The sequence below is a fragment of the Bacillus oleivorans genome, assembly GCF_900207585.1.
Lineage (GTDB): Bacteria > Bacillota > Bacilli > Bacillales > JC228 > Bacillus_BF > Bacillus_BF oleivorans.
In genome coordinates this window covers 323,839-345,041 of record NZ_OAOP01000005.1, presented here as the reverse complement: position 1 = coordinate 345,041, position 21,203 = coordinate 323,839, and the positions used below count along the sequence as shown (strand labels likewise).

General features: G+C 40.3%; 16 protein-coding genes, 1 other RNA gene and 1 other annotated feature. Of the genes, 2 read left to right on the top strand and 15 right to left on the bottom strand.

Annotation, left to right across the window (positions count from 1 at the left end):
* Positions 1-54: 54 nt before the first annotated feature.
* From recD2 to CRO56_RS13485, 6 genes are all read right to left on the bottom strand, one after another.
* A complete protein-coding gene (gene recD2, locus CRO56_RS13510; protein ID WP_097159136.1) occupies positions 55-2,445 on the bottom strand; it encodes an SF1B family DNA helicase RecD2 in 2,391 nt (796 codons plus the stop codon).
* Positions 2,446-2,467: 22 nt separating this feature from the next.
* On the bottom strand, positions 2,468-3,127 hold the full coding sequence (locus CRO56_RS13505; RefSeq protein ID WP_097159135.1) for a tetratricopeptide repeat protein: 660 nt from the start codon (positions 3,125-3,127) through the stop codon (positions 2,468-2,470).
* 94 nt (positions 3,128-3,221) lie between these two features.
* Positions 3,222-4,340 (bottom strand): tRNA 2-thiouridine(34) synthase MnmA, encoded by a 1,119-nt coding sequence (mnmA, locus tag CRO56_RS13500; RefSeq protein WP_097159134.1) that lies wholly within the window; start codon positions 4,338-4,340, stop codon positions 3,222-3,224.
* An 88-nt stretch (positions 4,341-4,428) separates the two neighbouring features.
* Positions 4,429-5,574 (bottom strand): cysteine desulfurase family protein, encoded by a 1,146-nt coding sequence (locus tag CRO56_RS13495; protein ID WP_097159133.1) that lies wholly within the window; start codon positions 5,572-5,574, stop codon positions 4,429-4,431.
* A 20-nt stretch (positions 5,575-5,594) separates the two neighbouring features.
* Entirely contained in the window at positions 5,595-6,014 is a 420-nt protein-coding gene (gene cymR, locus CRO56_RS13490; protein WP_097159132.1) for a cysteine metabolism transcriptional regulator CymR, read from the bottom strand.
* Positions 6,014-6,694: a YczE/YyaS/YitT family protein gene (locus CRO56_RS13485; protein WP_245855878.1), complete on the bottom strand. Its 681-nt coding sequence runs from the start codon at positions 6,692-6,694 to the stop codon at positions 6,014-6,016. The genes cymR and CRO56_RS13485 overlap by 1 nt, the downstream gene beginning before the upstream one ends.
* A 160-nt stretch (positions 6,695-6,854) precedes the next feature.
* Here CRO56_RS13485 and CRO56_RS13480 point away from each other — a divergent pair, with 160 nt between their 5' ends.
* On the top strand, positions 6,855-8,141 hold the full coding sequence (locus CRO56_RS13480; protein ID WP_097159130.1) for a replication-associated recombination protein A: 1,287 nt from the start codon (positions 6,855-6,857) through the stop codon (positions 8,139-8,141).
* 18 nt (positions 8,142-8,159) lie between these two features.
* Here the strand turns inward: CRO56_RS13480 and CRO56_RS13475 are convergent, their stop codons facing one another.
* From CRO56_RS13475 to CRO56_RS22920, 5 genes are all read right to left on the bottom strand, one after another.
* Positions 8,160-8,939: a tRNA threonylcarbamoyladenosine dehydratase gene (locus CRO56_RS13475; RefSeq protein WP_097159129.1), complete on the bottom strand. Its 780-nt coding sequence runs from the start codon at positions 8,937-8,939 to the stop codon at positions 8,160-8,162.
* A gap of 564 nt (positions 8,940-9,503) precedes the next feature.
* A non-coding RNA gene (gene ssrS, locus CRO56_RS13470) (6S RNA) lies at positions 9,504-9,693 on the bottom strand.
* A gap of 75 nt (positions 9,694-9,768) precedes the next feature.
* Positions 9,769-11,538, bottom strand: coding sequence for an aspartate--tRNA ligase (gene aspS, locus CRO56_RS13465; protein WP_097159128.1), 1,770 nt, complete (start codon positions 11,536-11,538; stop codon positions 9,769-9,771).
* Positions 11,539-11,556: 18 nt separating this feature from the next.
* The gene (gene hisS, locus CRO56_RS13460; RefSeq protein ID WP_097159127.1) at positions 11,557-12,828 is read right to left on the bottom strand and encodes a histidine--tRNA ligase; all 1,272 of its coding nucleotides are present in this window, start codon (positions 12,826-12,828) and stop codon (positions 11,557-11,559) included.
* A gap of 124 nt (positions 12,829-12,952) precedes the next feature.
* Positions 12,953-13,181 (bottom strand) — a binding site (T-box leader).
* A 64-nt stretch (positions 13,182-13,245) separates the two neighbouring features.
* Complete coding sequence (locus CRO56_RS22920; RefSeq protein ID WP_179714280.1) at positions 13,246-13,416, bottom strand: hypothetical protein; 171 nt, start codon at positions 13,414-13,416, stop codon at positions 13,246-13,248.
* 201 nt (positions 13,417-13,617) lie between these two features.
* Between CRO56_RS22920 and CRO56_RS13455 the strand changes: the two genes are divergently transcribed.
* Positions 13,618-15,432 carry an N-acetylmuramoyl-L-alanine amidase family protein gene (locus CRO56_RS13455; RefSeq protein ID WP_097159126.1) on the top strand — a complete coding sequence of 605 codons (1,815 nt, stop codon included), beginning with the start codon at positions 13,618-13,620 and terminating at the stop codon, positions 15,430-15,432.
* A gap of 39 nt (positions 15,433-15,471) precedes the next feature.
* Here the strand turns inward: CRO56_RS13455 and dtd are convergent, their stop codons facing one another.
* The 4 genes from dtd to recJ all read right to left on the bottom strand — a co-directional run bounded on the left by dtd (position 15,472) and on the right by recJ (position 21,139).
* Positions 15,472-15,912, bottom strand: a complete 441-nt coding sequence (gene dtd / locus CRO56_RS13450; RefSeq protein WP_097159125.1) for a D-aminoacyl-tRNA deacylase — start codon at positions 15,910-15,912, stop codon at positions 15,472-15,474.
* A gap of 13 nt (positions 15,913-15,925) precedes the next feature.
* Positions 15,926-18,118 (bottom strand): RelA/SpoT family protein, encoded by a 2,193-nt coding sequence (locus tag CRO56_RS13445; protein ID WP_097159124.1) that lies wholly within the window; start codon positions 18,116-18,118, stop codon positions 15,926-15,928.
* Positions 18,119-18,286: 168 nt separating this feature from the next.
* Positions 18,287-18,802, bottom strand: a complete 516-nt coding sequence (locus CRO56_RS13440) for an adenine phosphoribosyltransferase (RefSeq protein WP_097159123.1) — start codon at positions 18,800-18,802, stop codon at positions 18,287-18,289.
* Entirely contained in the window at positions 18,803-21,139 is a 2,337-nt protein-coding gene (gene recJ, locus CRO56_RS13435; RefSeq protein WP_179714279.1) for a single-stranded-DNA-specific exonuclease RecJ, read from the bottom strand.
* Positions 21,140-21,203 lie beyond the last annotated feature (64 nt).

Below are 21,203 nucleotides of genomic sequence, written 5' to 3'. Positions count from 1 at the left end.
ATTACCGGCTGGTCACTAAACAAAAAAATACTCCCGCACTAGTGGGAGCATTCCTTATTTTGCAGTGAGGAAATCATAAGGAGAGAGGTTTTCCATCCCTATCATCGGATCAACTTTAAATAACGCCTCTTCCGTTAGGAATAAGGGTTCAGCATTGGATTGACCCTGTTCCAGCAGGTTTTCAGCGAGAGAGGTTTGTCTTTTCCGGTCATCCTGTCTTATAACACCCATTTTAAAAGCTTCTGGCTCTCCGCATAGAATCAGAAATTGCTTGCTTCTTGTAACGGCAGTATAAAGTAAATTTCTGCGAAGCATCCGATAGTAGCTTTTTACGATCGGCAGAATGACAATCGGGAATTCGCTTCCTTGTGATTTATGGATTGAACAGCAATAAGCCAGGGTAATCTCATTCCATTGGGCTTTCGGATAATAGACTTCTATTCCGTCAAACGACACAATCAGCTGGTCTTGCTTTTCTTCGGTCTGACTCTCCTCAGAACGGATAATTGAAATGATTTCTCCGATATCGCCATTAAAGATTTGGTCCTCGGGACGATTAACAAGCTGCAATACTTTATCGCCGATTCGATATATTTTATCACCAAAAGTGACTTCCTTGCGTGACTTGTCCGGATTTGGATTCATGACTTCCTGGAGTAATGTATTGAGTGCATCAATTCCGGCAGGTCCTTTATACATCGGCGCAAGAACTTGAATATCCTTTTTGGTAAATCCCTTCTTTAAAGCATTTTGAACAATTTGCTGAACAACCTCACCCATCTGCAGCGGTCTGCATGGGATGAACGATCTGTCTTTTTTTTGCTCAGTCAGATTAAGAGGGACTTCGCCATTTTTTATCAAATGGGCCAAGTCGACAATAGAGGATCCATCTTCTTGCCGGTAAATGTCTGTAAGGCGGACTGTCGGGATTTTCTTTGAATCAAGCAAATCCCTCAGCACTTGTCCTGGTCCTACTGACGGCAATTGATCTTCATCACCGACAAGAATGACTTGAATGTCATCTGGGAGAGCTTTGAAGAGCTGGTGAGCAAGCCATGTATCCACCATCGACATTTCATCAATGATTAACAGTCTTCCCTCTATCTTTTGCTCTTCATCATATTGAAATGCTTCACTCCCGTTCCAGCCTAACAGTCTGTGAATGGTCACCGCGGGAAGCTCTGTTGCTTCATTCATCCGTTTCGCGGCTCTGCCCGTTGGAGCAGCCAGCACTACAGGAAATGGCTCATCCTTATAATCTTTTGGATTTAATGAAAGTCCGTGAAGCTCGGCATATAAATCTACAATTCCTTTAATCACGGTTGTTTTCCCTGTTCCTGGTCCACCGGTTAACAAAAGCATCGGTGAAGTTAAAGCTTGCTGAATCGCAGTCTTTTGCGTCGGAGCATACTGGATTCCCAGCCTATCCTCAAGCTCACCCAATGCTAATAAAAACTCCGATTCAGAAAATTGGTCTTTATACTGCTGTTGGCTTAGCAGTCTCTCAATATTTGAGACAATACCCCGTTCAGCAAAATACAAAGAAAGCATGTAGACTCTGGTTTCCTGCAGCTTTATTTTTCCTTCCTCTTCCAGCTTAACTAACTCGGCTTCAATAACAGGAGGATCGATTGCTTTAGGCTGATTATTTTCTAGCAGACTTTTTACTTCAAATAAAAATGGATCCTTCTGTAAAAATACATGCCCTTCTTGCAGGCAGCTCTTTTCTAATGTAAAAAGAATCGCAGCCTTAATACGGGCTGGATGATCTCCACTGATTCCCATATGCTCGCCTAGTTCATCTGCTTTTGAAAACCCAACCCCTTCTACATCTTCTACAAGCTTATAAGGATTGTCATTGATTATTTGCAATGTTAATTCCCGATAGGTTTGGTAAATCTTCATTGAGATTTGCGGGCCAAATCCTAATTGAGAAAGAGTAATCATAACCTCTTCCAAGCCTTGGTGCTCCTTTAAAGTTTCATGAATGAGCTTCGCTTTCTCGGGAGATAGCTTTGGAACGCTATCTAAAAGATGGGGATTCTCTAAAATTTTTGATATAGCATTCTCTCCGAGCGCCTCTACAATCGATGTAGCCGTCTTTTTCCCTATACCAGGAAATAGATCGCTAGATAAATACTGAATTACACCGTCTTTTGTTTTAGGAATATCCTTTTCATACCGATGAGCGTGAAACTGCAGTCCAAATTTTGGGTGTTCCTTCATGACACCATAAAATTTATACGTATCTTCTTCATGAATTCGCGGAAAATACCCGGTCACAACTGCCTCTTTTTCGTCATAAATTTCATCTGTTTCCTCTACCCTAATTCTGACAACGGTATACAAATTACTTTCATTATGAAAAATTGTGACAATCGGGCGGCCTTTTATATATTTTTCAGTTTCAGCAAAAAGATTAAAGGATTCCTGGCGCACGGGAATATCCCCTTTCTACCCTTAGAAATTACTTTGCCATCTTCTCAATTAATTTGAGCCCATAAGCGGCTAGTGCATGGTCTGGCTTGATTTCAATTGCTTTTTCAAAGCATTTTTTAGCACTGTTTAAGTCATCTTCATGCATATAATAGACAACACCGAGATTATAGTGGGCGTCAGGCTGATTCGGATCAAAGGAGAGAACAAGTTCGAACTCCTTTTTGGCAGGCTCAAAATAGCCCAAGCCTCCTAAAACAAGACCGTATTGCAGATGTGCCTCTGTATCATCCGGACTCAGCTCAGTTGCCCTTTGGAGATAAGGAACCGCTAGTTTCGGCTGTTCCAGCTGAACCATACACATGCCTAGCATAAAATAGAGATCGGCTGATTGAAGGCCGTTTTTTAAGGCCTTTTCATAGAACTCTAACGCTTCTTTATACTTTTCTTTTTTATAATAAACGGTACCTATACTGTAGTAGGCAGTTGCCATATCTTCGTCGATATCAATGGCCTTCTGAAATAGCGGAAGTGCACGATCTGCTTCTCCGAGCATTACAAATACATCGCCTAAGTTAATATAGGCAATTGGATCTTCCGGCTGCTCTTCAATGGCCTTTAAAAAATATGAGGTCGCTTCTTCAAGATTACCATCCTTTAAGCTTTTTAATCCTTGTTTACGAAGTGACATCTTCTCACTCTCCTAATCCTTTCACTAGTATAGCACACGTCCAAAGTAAATCTTTGAAATCATAATAAGAAAAACCCCAACTTAAAGTTGGAGTTTATCCTACATAGTCCAGTACTCGATCGTTTTTAATCACTTGATCAATCGTTCCTCCGCCGAGACACTCTTCGCCATCATAGAGAACAACAGACTGACCAGGTGTTACAGCCCGAACAGAACCATGAAACTCTACCTTTACTGTACCATCATCATTGACATACACAGTAACAGGATGGTCAGGCTGACGATAACGGAATTTAGCCGTGCATTCAAAGGTTTTTGGCATTTTACCCGCGGGAATCCAATTTACTTTTGTTGCGATTAATGCATCTGAATATAGTGCATCGTTTTCAAAGCTTTGTCCCACATATAGCGTGTTCGTTTCAACATTCTTGCCGATCACAAACCATGGGTCACCCGCACCGCCAATACCGAGTCCATGACGCTGGCCAATTGTGTAATACATTAAACCGTCATGTTTTCCTACCTTTTTTCCGTCGAGCGTTCTCATATCACCAGGTTGAGCTGGGAGATACTGACTTAAGAACTCTTTAAAATCTCTTTCTCCAATAAAACAAATACCAGTACTATCCTTTTTATGAGCAGTTGCCAGGTCCGCTTCTTTCGCTTTTTCGCGTACCTCTTTTTTCTCTAGCTCACCAATCGGGAACATGACTCTTTGCAGCTGTTCCTGTGACAATTGGTTTAGAAAGTAGGTTTGGTCTTTATTTTGATCGACCCCGCGAAGCAGTTTCACTTCTCCGTTTTCATCCCTTGCTGTCCTAGCATAATGTCCGGTGGCTACATAATCGGCCCCGAGCTGGAAGGCGTGTTCTAAAAATGCTTTAAATTTAATTTCCTTATTACACATTACATCAGGATTAGGAGTTCTTCCTTCTTTGTATTCATCAAGGAAATACGTAAAAACCTTTTCCCAATATTGCTTTTCGAAATTAACCGCATAATAGGGAATTCCGATTTGGTTACAAACCCGAATCACATCATTGTAATCTTCTGTTGCGGTACACACTCCATTTTCGTCGGTGTCATCCCAGTTTTTCATGAAGATACCAACCACATCATAGCCTTGCTCTTTTAGGAGTAGTGCAGTCACGGATGAATCTACCCCGCCAGACATACCGACCACTACTCGGGTATTTTCACGAGCCTTTTCCATTCTGTTCACCTGCCTCAAAACTGTATTTATATCCATAATTTTTTTATGAATTGATTTATGAGAAAACTTTTTTCATTTTTACATACGTCTATAAGGAAGTCAAACGTTTTGCAACGGTTGCTACAATCTCAGCAGCATCTACAATATCTTCTTCTGTATTAAATAAACCAAAGCTAAATCGAATTGAATTTCTGAGCCGTTCGGACCCTGAACTAAACATAGCTGTTAAAACGTGAGATGGTTCAATGGAACCTGCCGTACATGCAGAGCCGCTTGAGACTGAAACTCCGCCCAGGTCCAAATTAACAAGAAAGGCTTCTACATCAATCCCAGGAAATGACAAATTTATTACATGAGGCAGGGAATGTTCAATGTCTCCATTTAGTTCAAAATGTACTCCCCGGTTTTGAAGCTCTGTCATTAGCAAGTTTTTTAGCTTTTGATAATAGGCCGCCTTCTGCTCCATCGTATTTTGCGCTAATTTAACGGCTTCTTCAAACCCGGCAATATTGGTCACATTTTCGGTCCCCGCCCGGCGTTTTCTCTCTTGTTCTCCTCCGTGAAGTGCAGGAGCTAATTTGATTCCTTCTTTTAGATAAAGAAATCCTGTACCCTTAGGACCATTAATTTTATGTGCAGAAACGCTTAATGCATCCAATTTAAGCTTACTTACATCAATGGGGACTAGACCATAGGCCTGAACCGCATCTGTATGGAAAAAGGCCTGATGTCCTTCTAATATTTCCCCGATTTCTGCAATTGGCTGAATCGTTCCAATCTCATTGTTTCCAAACATAATAGAGACTATGATGGTATCGTCGCGCAGGGAATTTTGAAAATCTTCAATTGAAATCATCCCTTTTTCATTTACAGGAAGATAGGTTACTTCATACCCCTCCTTTTCGAGTGAATGACAGGTGTGAAGAACCGCATGGTGTTCAATGGAAGAGGTAATAATATGCTTCCCATTTTCACGATATGCATGGGCAATCCCCTTAATGGCTAAGTTATCACTCTCAGTTCCACCGCTTGTAAAAATGATTTCATTGTATTTACAGCCGATGCTTTTAGCGATGGTTGTCCGGGCATTGTCTACAATTTGGCGCGCTTTTCGGCCAAACGCATGGATACTTGAAGGATTCCCGTACACCTCCTGCATCACCTTCGTGATTCTCTCGATTACATCTGGATGTACAGGTGAAGTTGCAGCATGGTCTAAATAGATATTTTTCAACTGAAACCCTCATTTCATTGCTAAATATAAAACATATAGGAGTCTGCATCTCCGTCTTCTGAGTATTGTGCTAAGTCTTCTAAAGTCGTGGAATCTAAAACTTCTTTAACGGCATCTCTTATTCTAATAAATAATTCGCGTTTGGCTGGTTCCTCATCTTCTATACCTTCAACAGGACTAATAGGTCCTTCTAATAATTGAATAATATCACCTGCAGTAATTTGTTCGGGCTCATCAGCTAGTATATACCCACCGTAGGCACCTCTTACACTTTTCACTAAACCGCCATTTCGCAAAGGTGCGATTAATTGCTCCAGATAATGCTCTGATAATTCATGTGTTTGTGCAATTGATTTAAGGGAAATCGGCCCTTCTCCATACTTTTTCGCGAGCTCAATCATAATCGTTAAACCATACCTTCCCTTAGTCGATATTTTCATCAACTGATCCCCCGTTTCATACTTTGATCATTCAAATCTCTCATTTTTTTAACTCTTGATAATAATAATAGGCGATTTGTCAGCCTTTCACACAGTGGAAAGGCCCATCCAGTAACAGGACCGATCGTAAAAGCAAATAAAAAAGTTCCAATAAAAATGGGTCCGCCAAGGAGCCATCCTGCCACTAAAACAAAAATTTCTAATATACTTCTAACATGCTGTACTTTCCAGCCTGTTTTATCCCGAATCGCGAGCATTAAACTATCTCTAGGGCCAGCTCCTAACCGAGCAGAGATATACAGACACATACCGAATCCTACCACAACAATACCAATAACTCCCATTACAAACTGTCCTACTACATGAGATGGCGTTTTTAAAAAGGGAAGCAGTAAGTATAAATCAATAAATACCCCCACTAAAAGCATGTTTAAAAAAGCACCGATTTTTGGCCAGCTTTTAGTCAGTAACGAGGTCGAAGCCAGAATCATAATCCCTACAATTATTGACCAAGTTCCAATTGTTAATCCCAGCTGCAAAAATAGACCTACATGTAACACATCCCACGGAGTCGCTCCGATGTCTGATATGATCAGTAAAACAAAACCAAATGCCATAATAAGGAGGCCAACCACAAAAATGATGTATCGCTCTATAAGCTGCTCCGGTTTCTTTTTCAAAGTATTCTCTTCTTTCTTAACGTAATATTTGCCCATTAACTTTTTTATTTTATCAAAAATACAAGTAAACTAGTAGGGTTTTGATACGTACATTTGTTCCATTGAACAGTTTTTTATGATAGATTGGTTTAGAAGACTTTTCGTCCAAGAGGTGAAAGGAATGAGCGTTCAGCCATTGGCCTATCGAATGAGGCCCAGAACAATTGAAGAAGTAATTGGACAAGAACACCTTGTTGGAAAAGGAAAAATGATTGAACGGATGGTCAGGGCTAAAAGATTATCCTCGATGATTTTATATGGTCCTCCAGGTGTAGGCAAAACATCAATAGCCAGTGCAATTGCCGGGAGTACCAATTATGCTTTTCGAACATTAAACGCAGTGACGCATCAGAAAAAAGATCTGCAGATTGTAGCGGAAGAGGCGAAAATGTCAGGCAAAGTCATATTATTGTTAGATGAAGTCCATCGTTTAGACAAAGCCAAGCAGGATTTTCTTCTTCCTTATTTAGAGAACGGCATGATTACCCTTATTGGTGCGACCACTAGCAATCCTTATCATGCGATTAATCCGGCGATTCGCAGCCGCTGTCAAATATTTGAGTGTAAGCCCCTTTCTCCAGATGATATTTTACAAGCGTTAAAACGAGCTTTAGAAAATGAAGAAAAAGGGTTAGGAAAGCTAGCCCTAGAAGTGAACGATGAAGCTCTGGATCATCTAGCCTATGCAGCAAATGGAGATGCCCGCAGTGCATTAAATGCTTTAGAGCTTGCAGCCCTTTCCACAGAAGAGTCAAAAGATGGATTGATTCATATTACAACCGAAATTGCGGAAGAGTGTATTCAGAAAAAAAGCTTTCAGCATGACAGGGATGGGGATGCACATTATGATGTTCTTTCAGCCTTTCAAAAATCGATTCGGGGCAGTGATGTCAATGCAGCCCTTCATTATTTGGCGCGCCTAATCGAAGCTGAAGATTTGCCTAGCATCTCGAGAAGAATGCTTGTCATCGCCTATGAGGACATTGGTCTGGCAAACCCGCAGGCTGGTCCGAGGGCGCTTGCAGCGGTCCAGACCGCTGAAAAAATCGGCTTTCCAGAAGCGAGAATCCCATTAGCTGCAGCTGTTATTGAATTAGCACTTTCGCCAAAATCCAATTCAGCCATAACTGCGATTGATACGGCTCTTTCCGACATTCATAGTGGAAAAATAGGAGAAGTCCCGCTCCATTTAAAAGATGCCCATTATCAGGGAGCAAAAGCACTGGGCCGCGGAATCGATTACTTATATCCTCACAATTATGAGAATGCATGGGTCAACCAGCAATACTTGCCAGACCTATTGAAGGATTCCCACTATTATACCCCGAAGGCTACCGGGAAATTTGAGCAGGCTCTGAGTCAAGTGTATGAGAAGATCGAAAAAAATAAGAAAAATTTAAAAGCATAGACAAACAAACTCCATGTCCTAGGACATGGAGTTTGTTTCATCTTTAACACGCTGAACCGGAATGTCACTTAAGATTTGATTAATGGTGTAGCCCGCCATTATTAATCCAGCTACTGAAGGGACAAATGCATTAGAGGATGGCGGCATTTTTGCCTTCCGTATTGGCGCATCTTCTTTTCCTACATATTGTCTGACTTCTTCCCGGATCACAATCGGGGATTCATCGGAAAATACGACCTTGACCCCCTTACGGATTCCCTCTTTACGCAGACGCAGTCTAATGACTTTGGCAATCGGGTCAGTATGGGTTTCTGAGATATCGGCTACTTTAAAACGGGTTGGATCGGTCTTATTGGCAGCCCCCATACTTGATATAATTGGGATGTTCCGTTTTAAACATTCTTTCATTAAATGGATTTTATAGGAAATCGTATCAGAAGCATCAATAACGTAATCTAATCCGTATTCAAAAAACTTCTCATACGTTTCTTCGTTGTAAAACATTTTTAGAGTAATGACTTCACAATTCGGATTAATATCTTCGATTCTTTTTTTCATAATATCCACTTTCGGCTCGCCAACAGTCGATAGAAGTGCCGGGAGCTGACGATTAATATTCGTAATATCGACCGTATCTTTATCCACTAAAACAAGGCGCCCAATATTTGTTCTCGCCAGTGCTTCTACTGAAAAGGAACCTACTCCTCCCACACCCAAAACAGCCACAGTGGTGTTTTCAAGCTTGTTTAAGCCTTCTTTTCCTATTGCTAATTCATTTCTTGAAAATTGGTGTAGCATACGTTTATCATCTCCATCTAAATTTACGCTTCTTCACATTTCTGTATTATAATAAACATTCTCCTGTCCGCATAGACATTATATATTTTAGTTTGTTCATACTGCTTTTTTAAAAATAAAAAACAGCTGTTATTTTCTCTATGTACGGCACTTTAGTTCTCTACTATTGGAAATGGTTCACTTTCATAAAATAAACGGAACTAATGTCCCTTTAAAGAACCTGGCATCCTCGACATCTGTTAATTAAAGGACATACATTCCGCTATTCCCCTAAAAACCGCTGTTCTGAAGATGAAAAAGGACATACGTTCCGCTATTTGCCAAAAATCTTCAGTAAATCGCAGTTATTTAGCAAAATAGCGGAACCAATGTCCGTAAAAAACAGACAAATCCATTAGACTAAACAGAGTTTGTCTGCGAGCTCAAAACGTAAACTTGCCCCGCTTTGCTCAATGCTACTGCTTATTTGACGGGGGCGAATTCGCCCGATTGCTTAAATTTTTTTCCATTCTTAAATATAAAAAAGTCTCCCGTTTAAGGAGACTTGAGCTATGTATTGAATGGACGAGTCCCAATCGTGCCGTCGCGATAAGGCCTTCGTTTTGAACCCGCTCTGGAGCAGGTGGGTGCCCTGTTTCAAAACTTTGTAAGTCCTCTCTCCATGGAGGCATTTACGCTGTATGAAAACGTACGGGCTCCCTTTTCAGAAATGTTCGGTCAAAACAAGGAGTTACAACGTACACATCAGGACTCGTTATGTTGTAAGTATTGTAGCATACAGAACAAGTCGTTTTCAAGGTAACCCAAGCTGGAAAAATCCGTATAATATCTATTTTTTTACGGTGGTTGCCAAATGAAGCTCTTGTAATTGCGCATCACTCACTTCACCAGGTGCATTAGTAAGCAGGTCACTGGCACTTGCTGTTTTCGGGAATGCAATTGTATCCCGTAAATTCGTACGGCCCGCAAGTAACATAACCAATCGGTCGAGTCCGAGGGCAATTCCGCCATGTGGAGGTGTACCATACTCAAACGCATCGAGCAGGAAACCAAATTGTTCCCTTGCTTCCTCTTTTGTAAAGCCTAGTACTTCAAACATCTTTTCTTGAATGTCTCTTTCAAAAATACGAAGAGACCCTCCGCCTAATTCGTATCCGTTTAAAACTAAATCGTAAGCTTGTGCCCTTACTTTTTCAGGATTGGATTCTAATAACGCCAAATCCTCTCTTACAGGCATTGTAAATGGATGATGTGCTGCGTAATATCGGCCTTCTTCTTCATCGTACTCAAGTAATGGCCAATCTGTTACCCATAGGAAGTTAAAGGCTTTTTCATCAATTAGCTGTAACTCTTTTCCTAGCTTTAATCTCAGTGCCCCAAGGGAATCAGCCACAACAGCGGGACGGTCAGCCACAAACAGAAGAAGGTCGCCCGTATCAGCTTCAAATGCAGTTTTTAGTTCTGTTTGTTTGGTTTCATCAAAGAATTTACTGATTGGACCTTTTAATTCTCCTTCTTCCACCTTTAACCATGCTAATCCCTTTGCTCCATAGCGTGAAACAAATTCAGTAAGACCATCAATGTCCTTTCTGGAGTATTTGTCAGCCGCACCCTTTACATTAATTCCTTTTACTTGACCGCCGTTTTCAACCGTGGAAGCGAACACTTTAAAATCAGATTCCTTAACATACTCGGATACATTCACCAATTCTAATCCAAAACGGGTATCCGGCTTATCAGATCCATAGCGGTCCATGGCTTCAAAGTAAGTAATCCGCGGGAAGGAGGCTTCAATCTCGATTCCTTTTACCTTCTTCATTAACTGCTTCATCATCGATTCCATTAAGGTAATAATATCTTCACTGCTTAAAAAGCTCGTTTCGATATCCACTTGGGTAAATTCAGGCTGTCTGTCTGCCCGTAAATCTTCATCTCTAAAGCAGCGGGCAATTTGATAATACCTTTCAACCCCGCCAACCATTAACAGCTGTTTGAAAAGCTGCGGTGATTGAGGAAGTGCATAGAACTCGCCAGGATGTACCCTGCTTGGAACTAAGTAGTCTCTTGCTCCTTCTGGTGTACTCTTCGTTAAGATTGGAGTCTCTACTTCTAAGAACCCATTCTCATCGAGAAAATGACGGATCGTTTTAGTAACGTTATGTCTTAATTGTAAAGTTTCAAACATCTCACGTCTTCTTAAATCTAAATAACGATATTTTAAACGGAGCTCTTCCGATACTTCCGTATGATCCGATATCGAAAATGGCGGTGTCTTTGCTTCATTTATGATGTTTACTTGTAAAGCCTGAATCTCAATTTTACCTGTTTTTATTTGATCGTTGATTGTTCCTTCTTCACGGGTAACCACTTTTCCGCGAACATCAAGAACATATTCACTTCTGACCTTTTCTGCTATTTCTAACGCTTCCTTTGAAACATCAGGATTAAACACAACCTGAACGATCCCGGTTCTGTCACGAAGGTCGATGAAGATCAGTCCCCCTAAATCTCTGCGCTTCTGGACCCAGCCTTTTAAAATAACTTCCTCACCTGTCATATGTTCGGTTACTTCTCCACAAAAATACGTTCTTCCAAACATGTCTGTTCCTCCTTAGCCTTACATAACCGATTTTATTTCATCAAAAAGCTTGTTCCATTCAACTTCTTTCTGCTCGCCAGATTCCATGTTTTTTAATACCGCAACACCTCTGTCTAGCTCTTCATCCCCTACAATTACAACCTGTTTCGCTTGAAGGCGGTTCGCAGCTTTCATTTGCGCTTTCATCTTTCGGTTCAGGTAATCCATTTCAGCAGAAATACCGTTTAGTCTTATATCCTGTAAAACTTTGACTACTTTTTCCTTGGCTTTTTCACCTAATACAATAAAATAGCAATCTAAAGGTTTAGTGAATTCAATGTCTAAACCTTCTGCTTCTATCGCTGCTAATAATCGCTCAATGCTAAAAGCAAACCCAATTCCAGAAGTTTCCGGTCCGCCTAAATCTTCAACTAACCCATTATATCGGCCCCCGCCACAAAGAGTGGTGATCGCTCCAAATCCTTCAGCATTACTCATAATTTCAAAAGCTGTATGGTTATAGTAGTCTAAGCCGCGTACTAAATTAGGATCCACTTCGAAGGGGATATCTAGTTGTGTGAGATAGTTTTGTACCATCCTAAAGTAGTTACTAGAATTCTCATTTAGGAAATCGAGAATCGAAGGTGCTGATTTCATTAAGCTATGATCCCGATCCTTTTTACAGTCTAATATTCTTAACGGATTTTTTTCTAATCGATTTTGACAATCTGTACAAAACTCATGGATTCCGTCTTTAAAGTGATTAACAAGTGCCTCGCGATAAGCTGTACGGCTTTCAGGATCACCCAAACTATTAATCACAAGCTTAATATTTTTTAAACCTGCTTTTTTGTAAATATTCATTGCCAAGGAAATGACTTCTGCATCAATAGCAGGATCATCACTTCCGAGTGCTTCAACACCAAACTGAACAAACTGTCTGAACCTGCCTGCTTGCGGTCTTTCATAGCGAAACATCGGTCCTAAATAATAAAGCTTCACAGGCTGATCAGGCAAACCGTGCATTTTATGACTGACAAAGGAACGTACAACTGAAGCAGTTCCTTCTGGCCTTAATGTGATACTTCGATCGCCCCGATCCTTAAAGGTATACATCTCTTTTTGAACAATATCAGTAGAGTCACCTACTCCTCTTTGAAATAACTCTGTGTGTTCAAAGATTGGAGTCCTAATTTCTTTATACTGGTAGGCTGAGCAAATATCTTTTGCAATTTGTTCAACCCACTGCCATTTTTCACTTTCTCCAGGCAAAATATCCTGTGTTCCTCTTGGAATTTGAATACTGCTCACCTGAAAACCTCCTTTTATCAAAAATTCTTTTAAAATACTAGTACTTTACATAAACTCTAATCGCAGGCTTCCTCCCTTAGGTTTAAAAGCCCGATGTTTTTGCAAATAAAAAAGCCCTCATCCCAGAAGGGACGAGAGCAAACCCGCGGTACCACCCTAATTAAAAACATGTAACATGTTTTTATCTTCAATCGTTAACGCCTGCATACGTTCACCGCCTACTAACCTTAAGCGTTCGGAGGGAAACCTATAGAGTGTCTTTCATTAAGGCACTATGTAAAAATGCTTACAGCCACGGCATTTTCTCTCTAAACATGTACTCCTTAATTACTTTTCTCTTTCATCGGTTCAAATATTAGATTATGTTACATAATCATAAGAATACTCTTCATTGTTGTCAAGAACAAATCATTGATTTTAGCGAATTTGTTTTTTTAGCTTCCTGACACTCCCGACAGATATTCCTAGCTCCCCGGCCAATTCAACTTCAGTAAGAGTTGCTTCCTTTACAAGGAAATCATGAAGCTCTACCCCGAATACATCTTGTTTATTGCGGTGAGCCATATTTTTTTTATAATCCATTCTCATAATTAATAACCCCTCACTTCTAACCGATACTTTCTCTAGTTTGTCCTAAAATTCAGGAAAACATATCCCCCAGATTAGGAAGCATCCATTTTTTCATTTTTAAAAAGGGATTTTTATCCCTTCTAACGAAAATAAGTAAAAGGGGTTCACTTTATTCAAACTTTAAAATTGACCCTATTATTTGACTGAAAGGGGCTCAACATGTCTAAGAAAGGAATCACCATTCTATTCACTTGTTTTTTGATCATTCCGATTCTTTTCCCTGCGTTACCCGCTTATTCGAACGAGGAAGAGGTAACGGTCAATGTTGATCATTTAAATGTACGAAAAGGTCCTGGCCTAACTTATGATATTATCGGATCTGTGAAACGCGGGGATCACTTTAAGGTGACAGATCGTGAAAATGATTGGATAAAAATTTCAATAGGCGGAAGCGAGGATGGCTGGGTTGCCAGCTGGTATGTCAATGAACAGAAACCAGAAATATCCGAAACAGCCCAAGCCATTGTAACTGTGGACAGGCTTCGAATTCGAAAAGGACCTGGATTACACTTTGGCATTTTGGGCTTCGTTAATCAGGATCAGTATGTAAATGTCCTAGATTCAGTCGAAGACTGGATCCATATTTCAACGAAGAGTACGAATGGATGGGTCTCAAAAGAATATCTGCAGTTTGTCGATTCAACAAATCCTGTGACAGATAATAAAGCGAGTTCTTCAAAAAAGGGAACGGTCACAGTTAACCGATTAAATGTCAGGGATCAACCTTCTTTATCCAGCTCTGTAATCGGAAAATTAAACGAGGGAGAAGAAATACATATCCAGCAAGTCGAATCAGACTGGGTCAAAATTCAATACAAAGGAACAAAAGCATGGGTAAGTGCGCAGTATGTTTCGATAAAAGAACCAAGTGAGGAAGAAAAAACTTCTGAAAGCAATAAGACGAAGACAGATACAGACGAAGAAAGCAATGAGGAAACAGCCTCTCCAACTGAAGACACGATTTCAGATTTACAAGCAATCGTAACAGCTTCCAGTTTAAATGTCCGAGATGACGGCTCATTATCCGGCCGGATTGTAGACAGTATCTCTAAAGGAGACCAAGTTACTATTCTAGAAGAAAAGAGCAAATGGATTAAGATCAAATATGATGGAAATAAGACAGGCTGGGTTGCAGGCTGGTACCTGGAAAAGCTGGCTGTTTCTGTACCAGATTCAAAATCAGAAGAAAAGGAAACTGACAAAGAAATTATTATTCTTTATAACGGAACCAATATCAGACTTGGACCGGATACCACTTATCCTGTGGTTCAACGCGCGAAACAAGGGGAAACCTTTAAAATTCTGCAAAAAACAGGTGATTGGTACGAAATTGAAATCTCTTCTTCAAAACCAGCCTATGTAGCCGGGTGGGTCGTTACTACCAACAGTACAGATTCCTCCATAGAAAGAGCAAATGAAAGTCAATATTTAGCAGGAAAAACGATTGTTATCGATGCCGGACATGGAGGAGCTGACCGGGGAACTTCAGGGGCCACCGGAACCAATGAGAAAGAAATTACCATTAGAACGAGTCAATTATTAGCACAAAAATTAAAATCTGCCGGTGCCAACGTGATCATGACAAGAAGCGATGACCGTTATTTGTCGTTAAGATCACGTGTCAGCCTTTCTCACTATTATGATGCAGATGTCTTTATCAGTCTTCATTACGATAGTTTTGAAGATCCTAGTGTACATGGAATTACATCGTATTACTATAATTCTGACAATAAGGCATTAGCAGAAATGATTCAGTCTGAACTCGCCAGTAAAACAAAGCTGAACAATCGCGGGGCACGCTATGGGAATTATTTTGTCCTGCGGGAAAATAATCGGCCTTCGGTCTTGGTAGAGCTTGGATATTTAAGTAATCCCATTGAGGAAGCCACTGTACAAACAAGCCCTTATCAAGAACAAGTAACTACGGGAATCTACTATGGATTAGCCAAATATTTTAAAAGCATTAGTCCTTAATAACAAAAAAGGCAATCGCTCCGATGCGATTGCCTTTTTCTATTTACTTTCCAATATTAATGTTACAGGACCGTCATTTTGGATCTCTACATCCATCATTTCTCCAAAAATTCCTGTTTCGACTTTAACGCCGAGGTCACGCAGGCAGGAATTAAAGTATTCATAGAGATTTTCGGCATAATCTGGCCGGGCTGCAGCCATAAAATTGGGACGTCGTCCTTTCCTGCAGTCTCCGTATAAAGTAAATTGGGAAACAGATAGAATTTCTCCGCCTACATCCTGAAGAGATAAATTCATCTTCTCCTGTTCGTCCTCAAAGACTCGAAGATGAACAATTTTTTCGGCAAGATATTTAGCATCAGATTCAGCATCATCATGGGTAACACCCACAAACAATACAAATCCTCGTGTGATTTTTCCCACTACGTTTCCATCTACTGTCACAGAGCCCTTTTTTACCCGCTGTAACACAACTTTCATGACAAATGCTCCCTTAACTCATCATTCTTCTGACTGCATATATGTCTGGCAGCTGTTTAATGCGATCCACCACTTTTTGCAGATGGCTCTTATTATGAATCGAAATGGACATATTAATGGTTGCCATTTTATTTCGGTCCGAGCGACCTGTAACGGCTGTAATGTTCGTCTTCGTTTCATTGACAGCCTGAAGAACTTCGTTAAGTAAACCTCTTCGGTCAAAGCCGCTTATTTCAATATCCACATTGTACTCTTTCCGCTGGAATGTGCTGCCTTCCCATTCAACTGGAATGATCCGTGCCTTTGCATCCTCTGTCGAAACGTTTGGACAGTCGGTCCGATGGACTGAAACTCCGCGTCCTTTTGTAATATACCCGATAATTTCGTCACCAGGGATTGGGTTACAGCATCTTGATAAACGAATAAGCAGATTATCGAGTCCTTTTACTTTTACCCCTGAATCCCGCTTTTTATGAGGCTGAGACTTTAAGTCGGGCAATGTTTCAATAAAGCTATTTTCCTGTTCCTGATCCCGCTTCTTTCTCCATTTTTCTGTAAGACGGTTAGCAACCTGCAACGCGGTAATGCCGTTATAGCCCACAGCGGCAAACATGTCTTCCTCGTTGGAGAAATTGAATTTTTCTGCAACCTTTTTTAGGTTATCGGGAGTCATGATTTCCTTCACATCAAACTCCATGTTACGGATCTCTTTTTCTATCCACTCTCTGCCCTTTTCAACATTTTCATCCCGTCTTTGTTTCTTAAAGAATTGCCTGATTTTATTTTTAGCTTGGGAGGTTTGCGCAAGCTTAAGCCAATCCTGACTTGGGCCATAGGAATGCTTAGAGGTCATAATTTCGATGATGTCACCTGTTTTTAACTTATAATCGAGCGGAACCATTTTCCCGTTAATTTTTGCGCCTATCGTTTTATTTCCGATTTCGGAATGAATCCGATAGGCAAAATCAATTGGGACAGAACCAGCCGGGAGTTCAATTACGTCACCTTTTGGAGTAAAGATAAACACCATATCCGAGAATAGGTCAATCTTTAATGACTCCATAAATTCTTCTGCATTATTGGTATTGTTTTGAAATTCTAAAATTTCTCTGAACCAGGTCAGTTTCTTTTCGAAACTCATGCCTTCAGAAACTTTTTTGCCTTCTTTGTACGCCCAGTGAGCCGCGATCCCAAATTCCGCAATTCGATGCTGTTCAAACGTACGGATTTGTACCTCTAACGGATCTCCTTTTGGACCAATGACAGTGGTATGCAGGGACTGATACATATTAGGCTTCGGCATCGCAATATAGTCTTTAAATCTTCCAGGCATTGGTTTCCAAGCTGTATGAATAATTCCTAAAACAGCATAACAATCCTTTATGCTTTGAACGATAATTCGAACCGCTAACAAATCGTAGATCTCATTAAATTGCTTATTTTGCAAAGCCATTTTACGGTAGATTGAGTAAATATGCTTCGGTCTTCCTGTAATCTCAGCCTTAATATTGATCTCACTTAGCCGTTCTTTCACTTCGTCAATAACATCATCTAAATACTCTTCCCGTTCTGCCCGTTTTCGCTTCATTAAATTAACAATTCGATAATATTGCTGCGGGTTTAAGAAACGAAGCGCTGTATCTTCAAGCTCCCATTTAATTTTGGATATTCCCAGTCTGTGAGCTAATGGAGCAAAAATTTCAAGCGTCTCATTTGCAATCCGTCTTTGCTTTTCGAGCGGCAAATGTTTAAGCGTACGCATATTATGAAGCCGGTCCGCTAGTTTAATAAGGATTACGCGGATATCCTGTGCCATGGCAACAAACATTTTTCTATGATTTTCTGCCTGCTGTTCTTCATGGGACTTATACTTAATTTTCCCGAGCTTTGTCACTCCATCAACAAGCATGGCAACTTCTTCATTAAAAACTGCCTTTAACTCGTCTAAAGAAACTTGGGTATCTTCTACAACATCATGAAGAAATCCAGCTGCGACAGTAGAAGGGTCCATCTCCAGGTCAGCTAGTATACCGGCAACTTGGATCGGATGAATGATATAAGGCTCACCAGATTTCCGGTATTGCTCCTTATGAGCCTCTTGGGCAAACTCATAAGCCTTTTGCACAAGCGCAACGTGTTCCTCGTTCAAATATTTTTTTGTTCTATCTATTACCTGTTCGGCTGTTAAAACCTGATCGTTTGCCATGAAATCACCTTACGTTCCATTTAGGAGTTGACATAATTATAGAGAAAACCGGAAAAGTTGTATAGTCCTGACTCGGCAGCGCACAAGATTCCCTCTTTTACAATACATTTTGTTTTGCTTTCTATCTATTTTTGAACGTATGAAAAGAAGCACTTCAGTGTGAAGTGCTTACTCATATTTCATTAACGTTAAAATGTCATAGCCTTCAAGCTTACTTCTTCCTTCAAGGTAAGCAAGTTCAATTAAAAAGGCAATGCCTGCTACGACTCCTCCTAGTTTTTCAACAAGCTGAATCGTTGCATCAATTGTTCCGCCTGTTGCTAAAAGGTCATCCGTAATGAGGACTCGCTGACCCGGTTTAATCGCGTCTTTATGAATGGTTAAGCTATCTTTTCCATATTCTAATCCATATTCAACTTTAATTGTTTCTCTAGGAAGTTTTCCTTCTTTTCTAACCGGTGCAAATCCCACGCCTAGGGCATATGCGACCGGACAGCCAATAATGAACCCTCTAGCTTCTGGACCAACTACAAGATCAATGTTTTTCTCACGTGCATACTCGACAATTTGGTCTGTAGCATATTTGTAAGCTTCTCCATTGTCCATTAATGTAGTAATATCCTTAAACCTAATTCCTGGTTTTGGCCAGTCTTCGACAATTGTAATATATTGCTTTAAGTCCATTTATTTTATTTCCTCCCTAGCTTTCTCATGCCTATTCATAGACTTTTCAAAAATCGCCTTTAACTGGGAATAGGATGAGTATAAAAGCTCTTTCTCCAATTCTACTCTCTCTACTTTCATCTTATAGGTAGGAGAGTCAGCTAAGTCACGTTTTTGTTTGGTGGGATTTATAGAAACCACACCATTGTCTATTGTAACAAATTCTAGTTCAAAAAACACCTTTGAGATAAATTCTATTGTATCATTTGTCCAGCCTTTTCGTTTAGCTAATGCAATACTATGCTTTTTCAGATTAAATGATTTGTACTTCAATAGATAGGAGTAAAACCATTTAAAATGTTCACGTGTAGGAACTGTTTGGAAGTAATCTTCTCTGCTGCTTGCAAAATAAGCATAAATTCTTGCTGGCATACCCTCGTGAAAAAGCTGGGTTAACTGGTCCATGCTTGTGGGTAAATCCCATAAAATTATATAATCATCTGAAGCAATCGAAGTATTTTGAAACTGCACGATGTTTTCTTTGAATCTGTTGTTTAATAAGCGCAAAGAGGTATGATTAAAAAAGATGATTTTCCGCTTTTCACTTGGAACGGTATCTATTTTTTCATGAATTCCCTGAATACCTCGCCAATCAAAGAGCTGCCATTCCTTTACGCAAACATCCTGCATCATAAGCTGCGGTTTTTTTCGGTTGTTCCATTCATTAATCGAAAGTTCTCCTACAATCTCAATTGAAGAGAGCGGAGCAATTTCATCTGCAACCCCACCAAAACCGAACCCGATTACATCCACGGATGACTGATCCCTAATTGTCATTTTTAAATGGGTTTTATCTGCTCCGATTTTTCTGATATCCAAAGCTGTCGCATTTTCTATCAAAACTCGCGGTTTCGGGTTTTGCACACCAAAAGGAGAGAGCATTTTTAACTCTTCAACTGCTTCAATATCAATATCGTCTATAGTTAGCCGCGCATCCACTTTTATAACAGGGATAAGATCCTCATTATTTAGCTTTGCTATGGCCAGTTTATTCATTCTCTCCTTAAATAGTTTCAAATCATCTTCCAAAAGAGACATTCCCGCTGCCATCGGATGTCCGCCGTAGTGCTGAAGAACATCCTTCACTTCAGTTAAATTCTCATACAAATCAAACCCATGAATACTTCGGGCGGATCCTTTTGCAGTTCCTTCAAACTCGTCGATGCTAAAAACAAAGGTCGGCCGGTAATATTCCTGGACAAGCTTAGAGGCGACAATGCCAATCACCCCTGAATTCCAGCTTTTACTTCCGACAACAATCACTCGGTCCTTGTCCAAATCATGAGTCTGTTCAACTTGTTTAATCGCTTCTTTTACCGTGTCTTGAACAATTTTTTGTCTTTCTTTATTTAAAGCCTCTATTTCCTGTGCATATTCGAATGCCTCTGACTTATCCTTGGTCAGCAGCAGTAATACAGCAGTAGCTGCATGTGTTAGCCTGCCTGGAGCATTTAATCTCGGGCCAAGCGTAAACCCAATTGTCTCTTCATCAATGGTCGATATGTCCACTTTTGCGCAGGAGAGAAGAGCAAGTAAACCATGAAGTGTTGTTTGTCTTAATTTTTTTAAACCCTCAATCACAATCAATCTGTTTTCATCCTGCAGCGGGACTAAGTCGGCAACCGTTCCAATACAAGCAAGCTCTATCAAGTGTTCAGGCAAAGTACCATAGAGAGCGTGTGCTACCTTCCAAGCCACCCCGACACCTGCTAAAAAAGGAAATGGATAATCTTCTCCTACCTTTGGATGGATAATTGCGTAGGCATCTGGCAGCGTCTCTCCAGGTTCATGGTGATCGGTAATAATAACGTCCATCTCTAGTTCATTAGCAAACTCAATTTCTTCTATTGCAGAAATTCCGGTATCAACCGTAATAATGAGCTGTATTCCTTCTTCTTTTGCCTGATAAAATGCTTCTTTGTTAGGTCCGTACCCTTCTGTAAACCGGTCAGGAATATAAAACTGAACATTTGCTCCTAAATCTTGAAGAACGGTCATCATTACCGTAGTGCTTGTTACACCATCTGCATCATAATCGCCAAATACTAATATAGGTTCTTGTTTTTCTATTGCTTTTTTAATTCTTGTCACAGCTTTATTCATATCTCTTATTAAGAAAGGATCATGAAACTGCAAAAAATCTGTATGTATAAATTGTTTCGCCTTCTCGATTTTGTCTAAGCCTCTGCTTGCCAGCAGCTTAGCCAATAATGGAGAAACCTCTAGCTCGATCGATAATTGCTGAATGTTCTCCGAATCTGCTTCTGAAACCAGCCATCTATTTTTTGAATTAAGCATACGTACACCCCTTAACCTAACTAATTATACAGGAGTGTATGAACCCCTTCAATGTAATAAAAAT

Coding starts and splice junctions, on each gene's coding strand:
- cymR (WP_097159132.1), bottom strand. CDS start 6,014: ATGAAAATATCGACTAAGGGAAGGTATGGTTTAACGATTATGATTGAG.
- CRO56_RS13475 (WP_097159129.1), bottom strand. CDS start 8,939: ATGCTACACCAATTTTCAAGAAATGAATTAGCAATAGGAAAAGAAGGC.
- CRO56_RS13445 (WP_097159124.1), bottom strand. CDS start 18,118: ATGGCAAACGATCAGGTTTTAACAGCCGAACAGGTAATAGATAGAACA.
- dtd (WP_097159125.1), bottom strand. CDS start 15,912: ATGAAAGTTGTGTTACAGCGGGTAAAAAAGGGCTCTGTGACAGTAGAT.
- CRO56_RS13505 (WP_097159135.1), bottom strand. CDS start 3,127: ATGTCACTTCGTAAACAAGGATTAAAAAGCTTAAAGGATGGTAATCTT.
- CRO56_RS13440 (WP_097159123.1), bottom strand. CDS start 18,802: ATGGACTTAAAGCAATATATTACAATTGTCGAAGACTGGCCAAAACCA.
- CRO56_RS13480 (WP_097159130.1), top strand. CDS start 6,855: ATGAGCGTTCAGCCATTGGCCTATCGAATGAGGCCCAGAACAATTGAA.
- CRO56_RS22920 (WP_179714280.1), bottom strand. CDS start 13,416: ATGAGAATGGATTATAAAAAAAATATGGCTCACCGCAATAAACAAGAT.
- recJ (WP_179714279.1), bottom strand. CDS start 21,139: ATGCTTAATTCAAAAAATAGATGGCTGGTTTCAGAAGCAGATTCGGAG.
- mnmA (WP_097159134.1), bottom strand. CDS start 4,340: ATGGAAAAGGCTCGTGAAAATACCCGAGTAGTGGTCGGTATGTCTGGC.
- CRO56_RS13455 (WP_097159126.1), top strand. CDS start 13,618: ATGTCTAAGAAAGGAATCACCATTCTATTCACTTGTTTTTTGATCATT.
- aspS (WP_097159128.1), bottom strand. CDS start 11,538: ATGTTTGGAAGAACGTATTTTTGTGGAGAAGTAACCGAACATATGACA.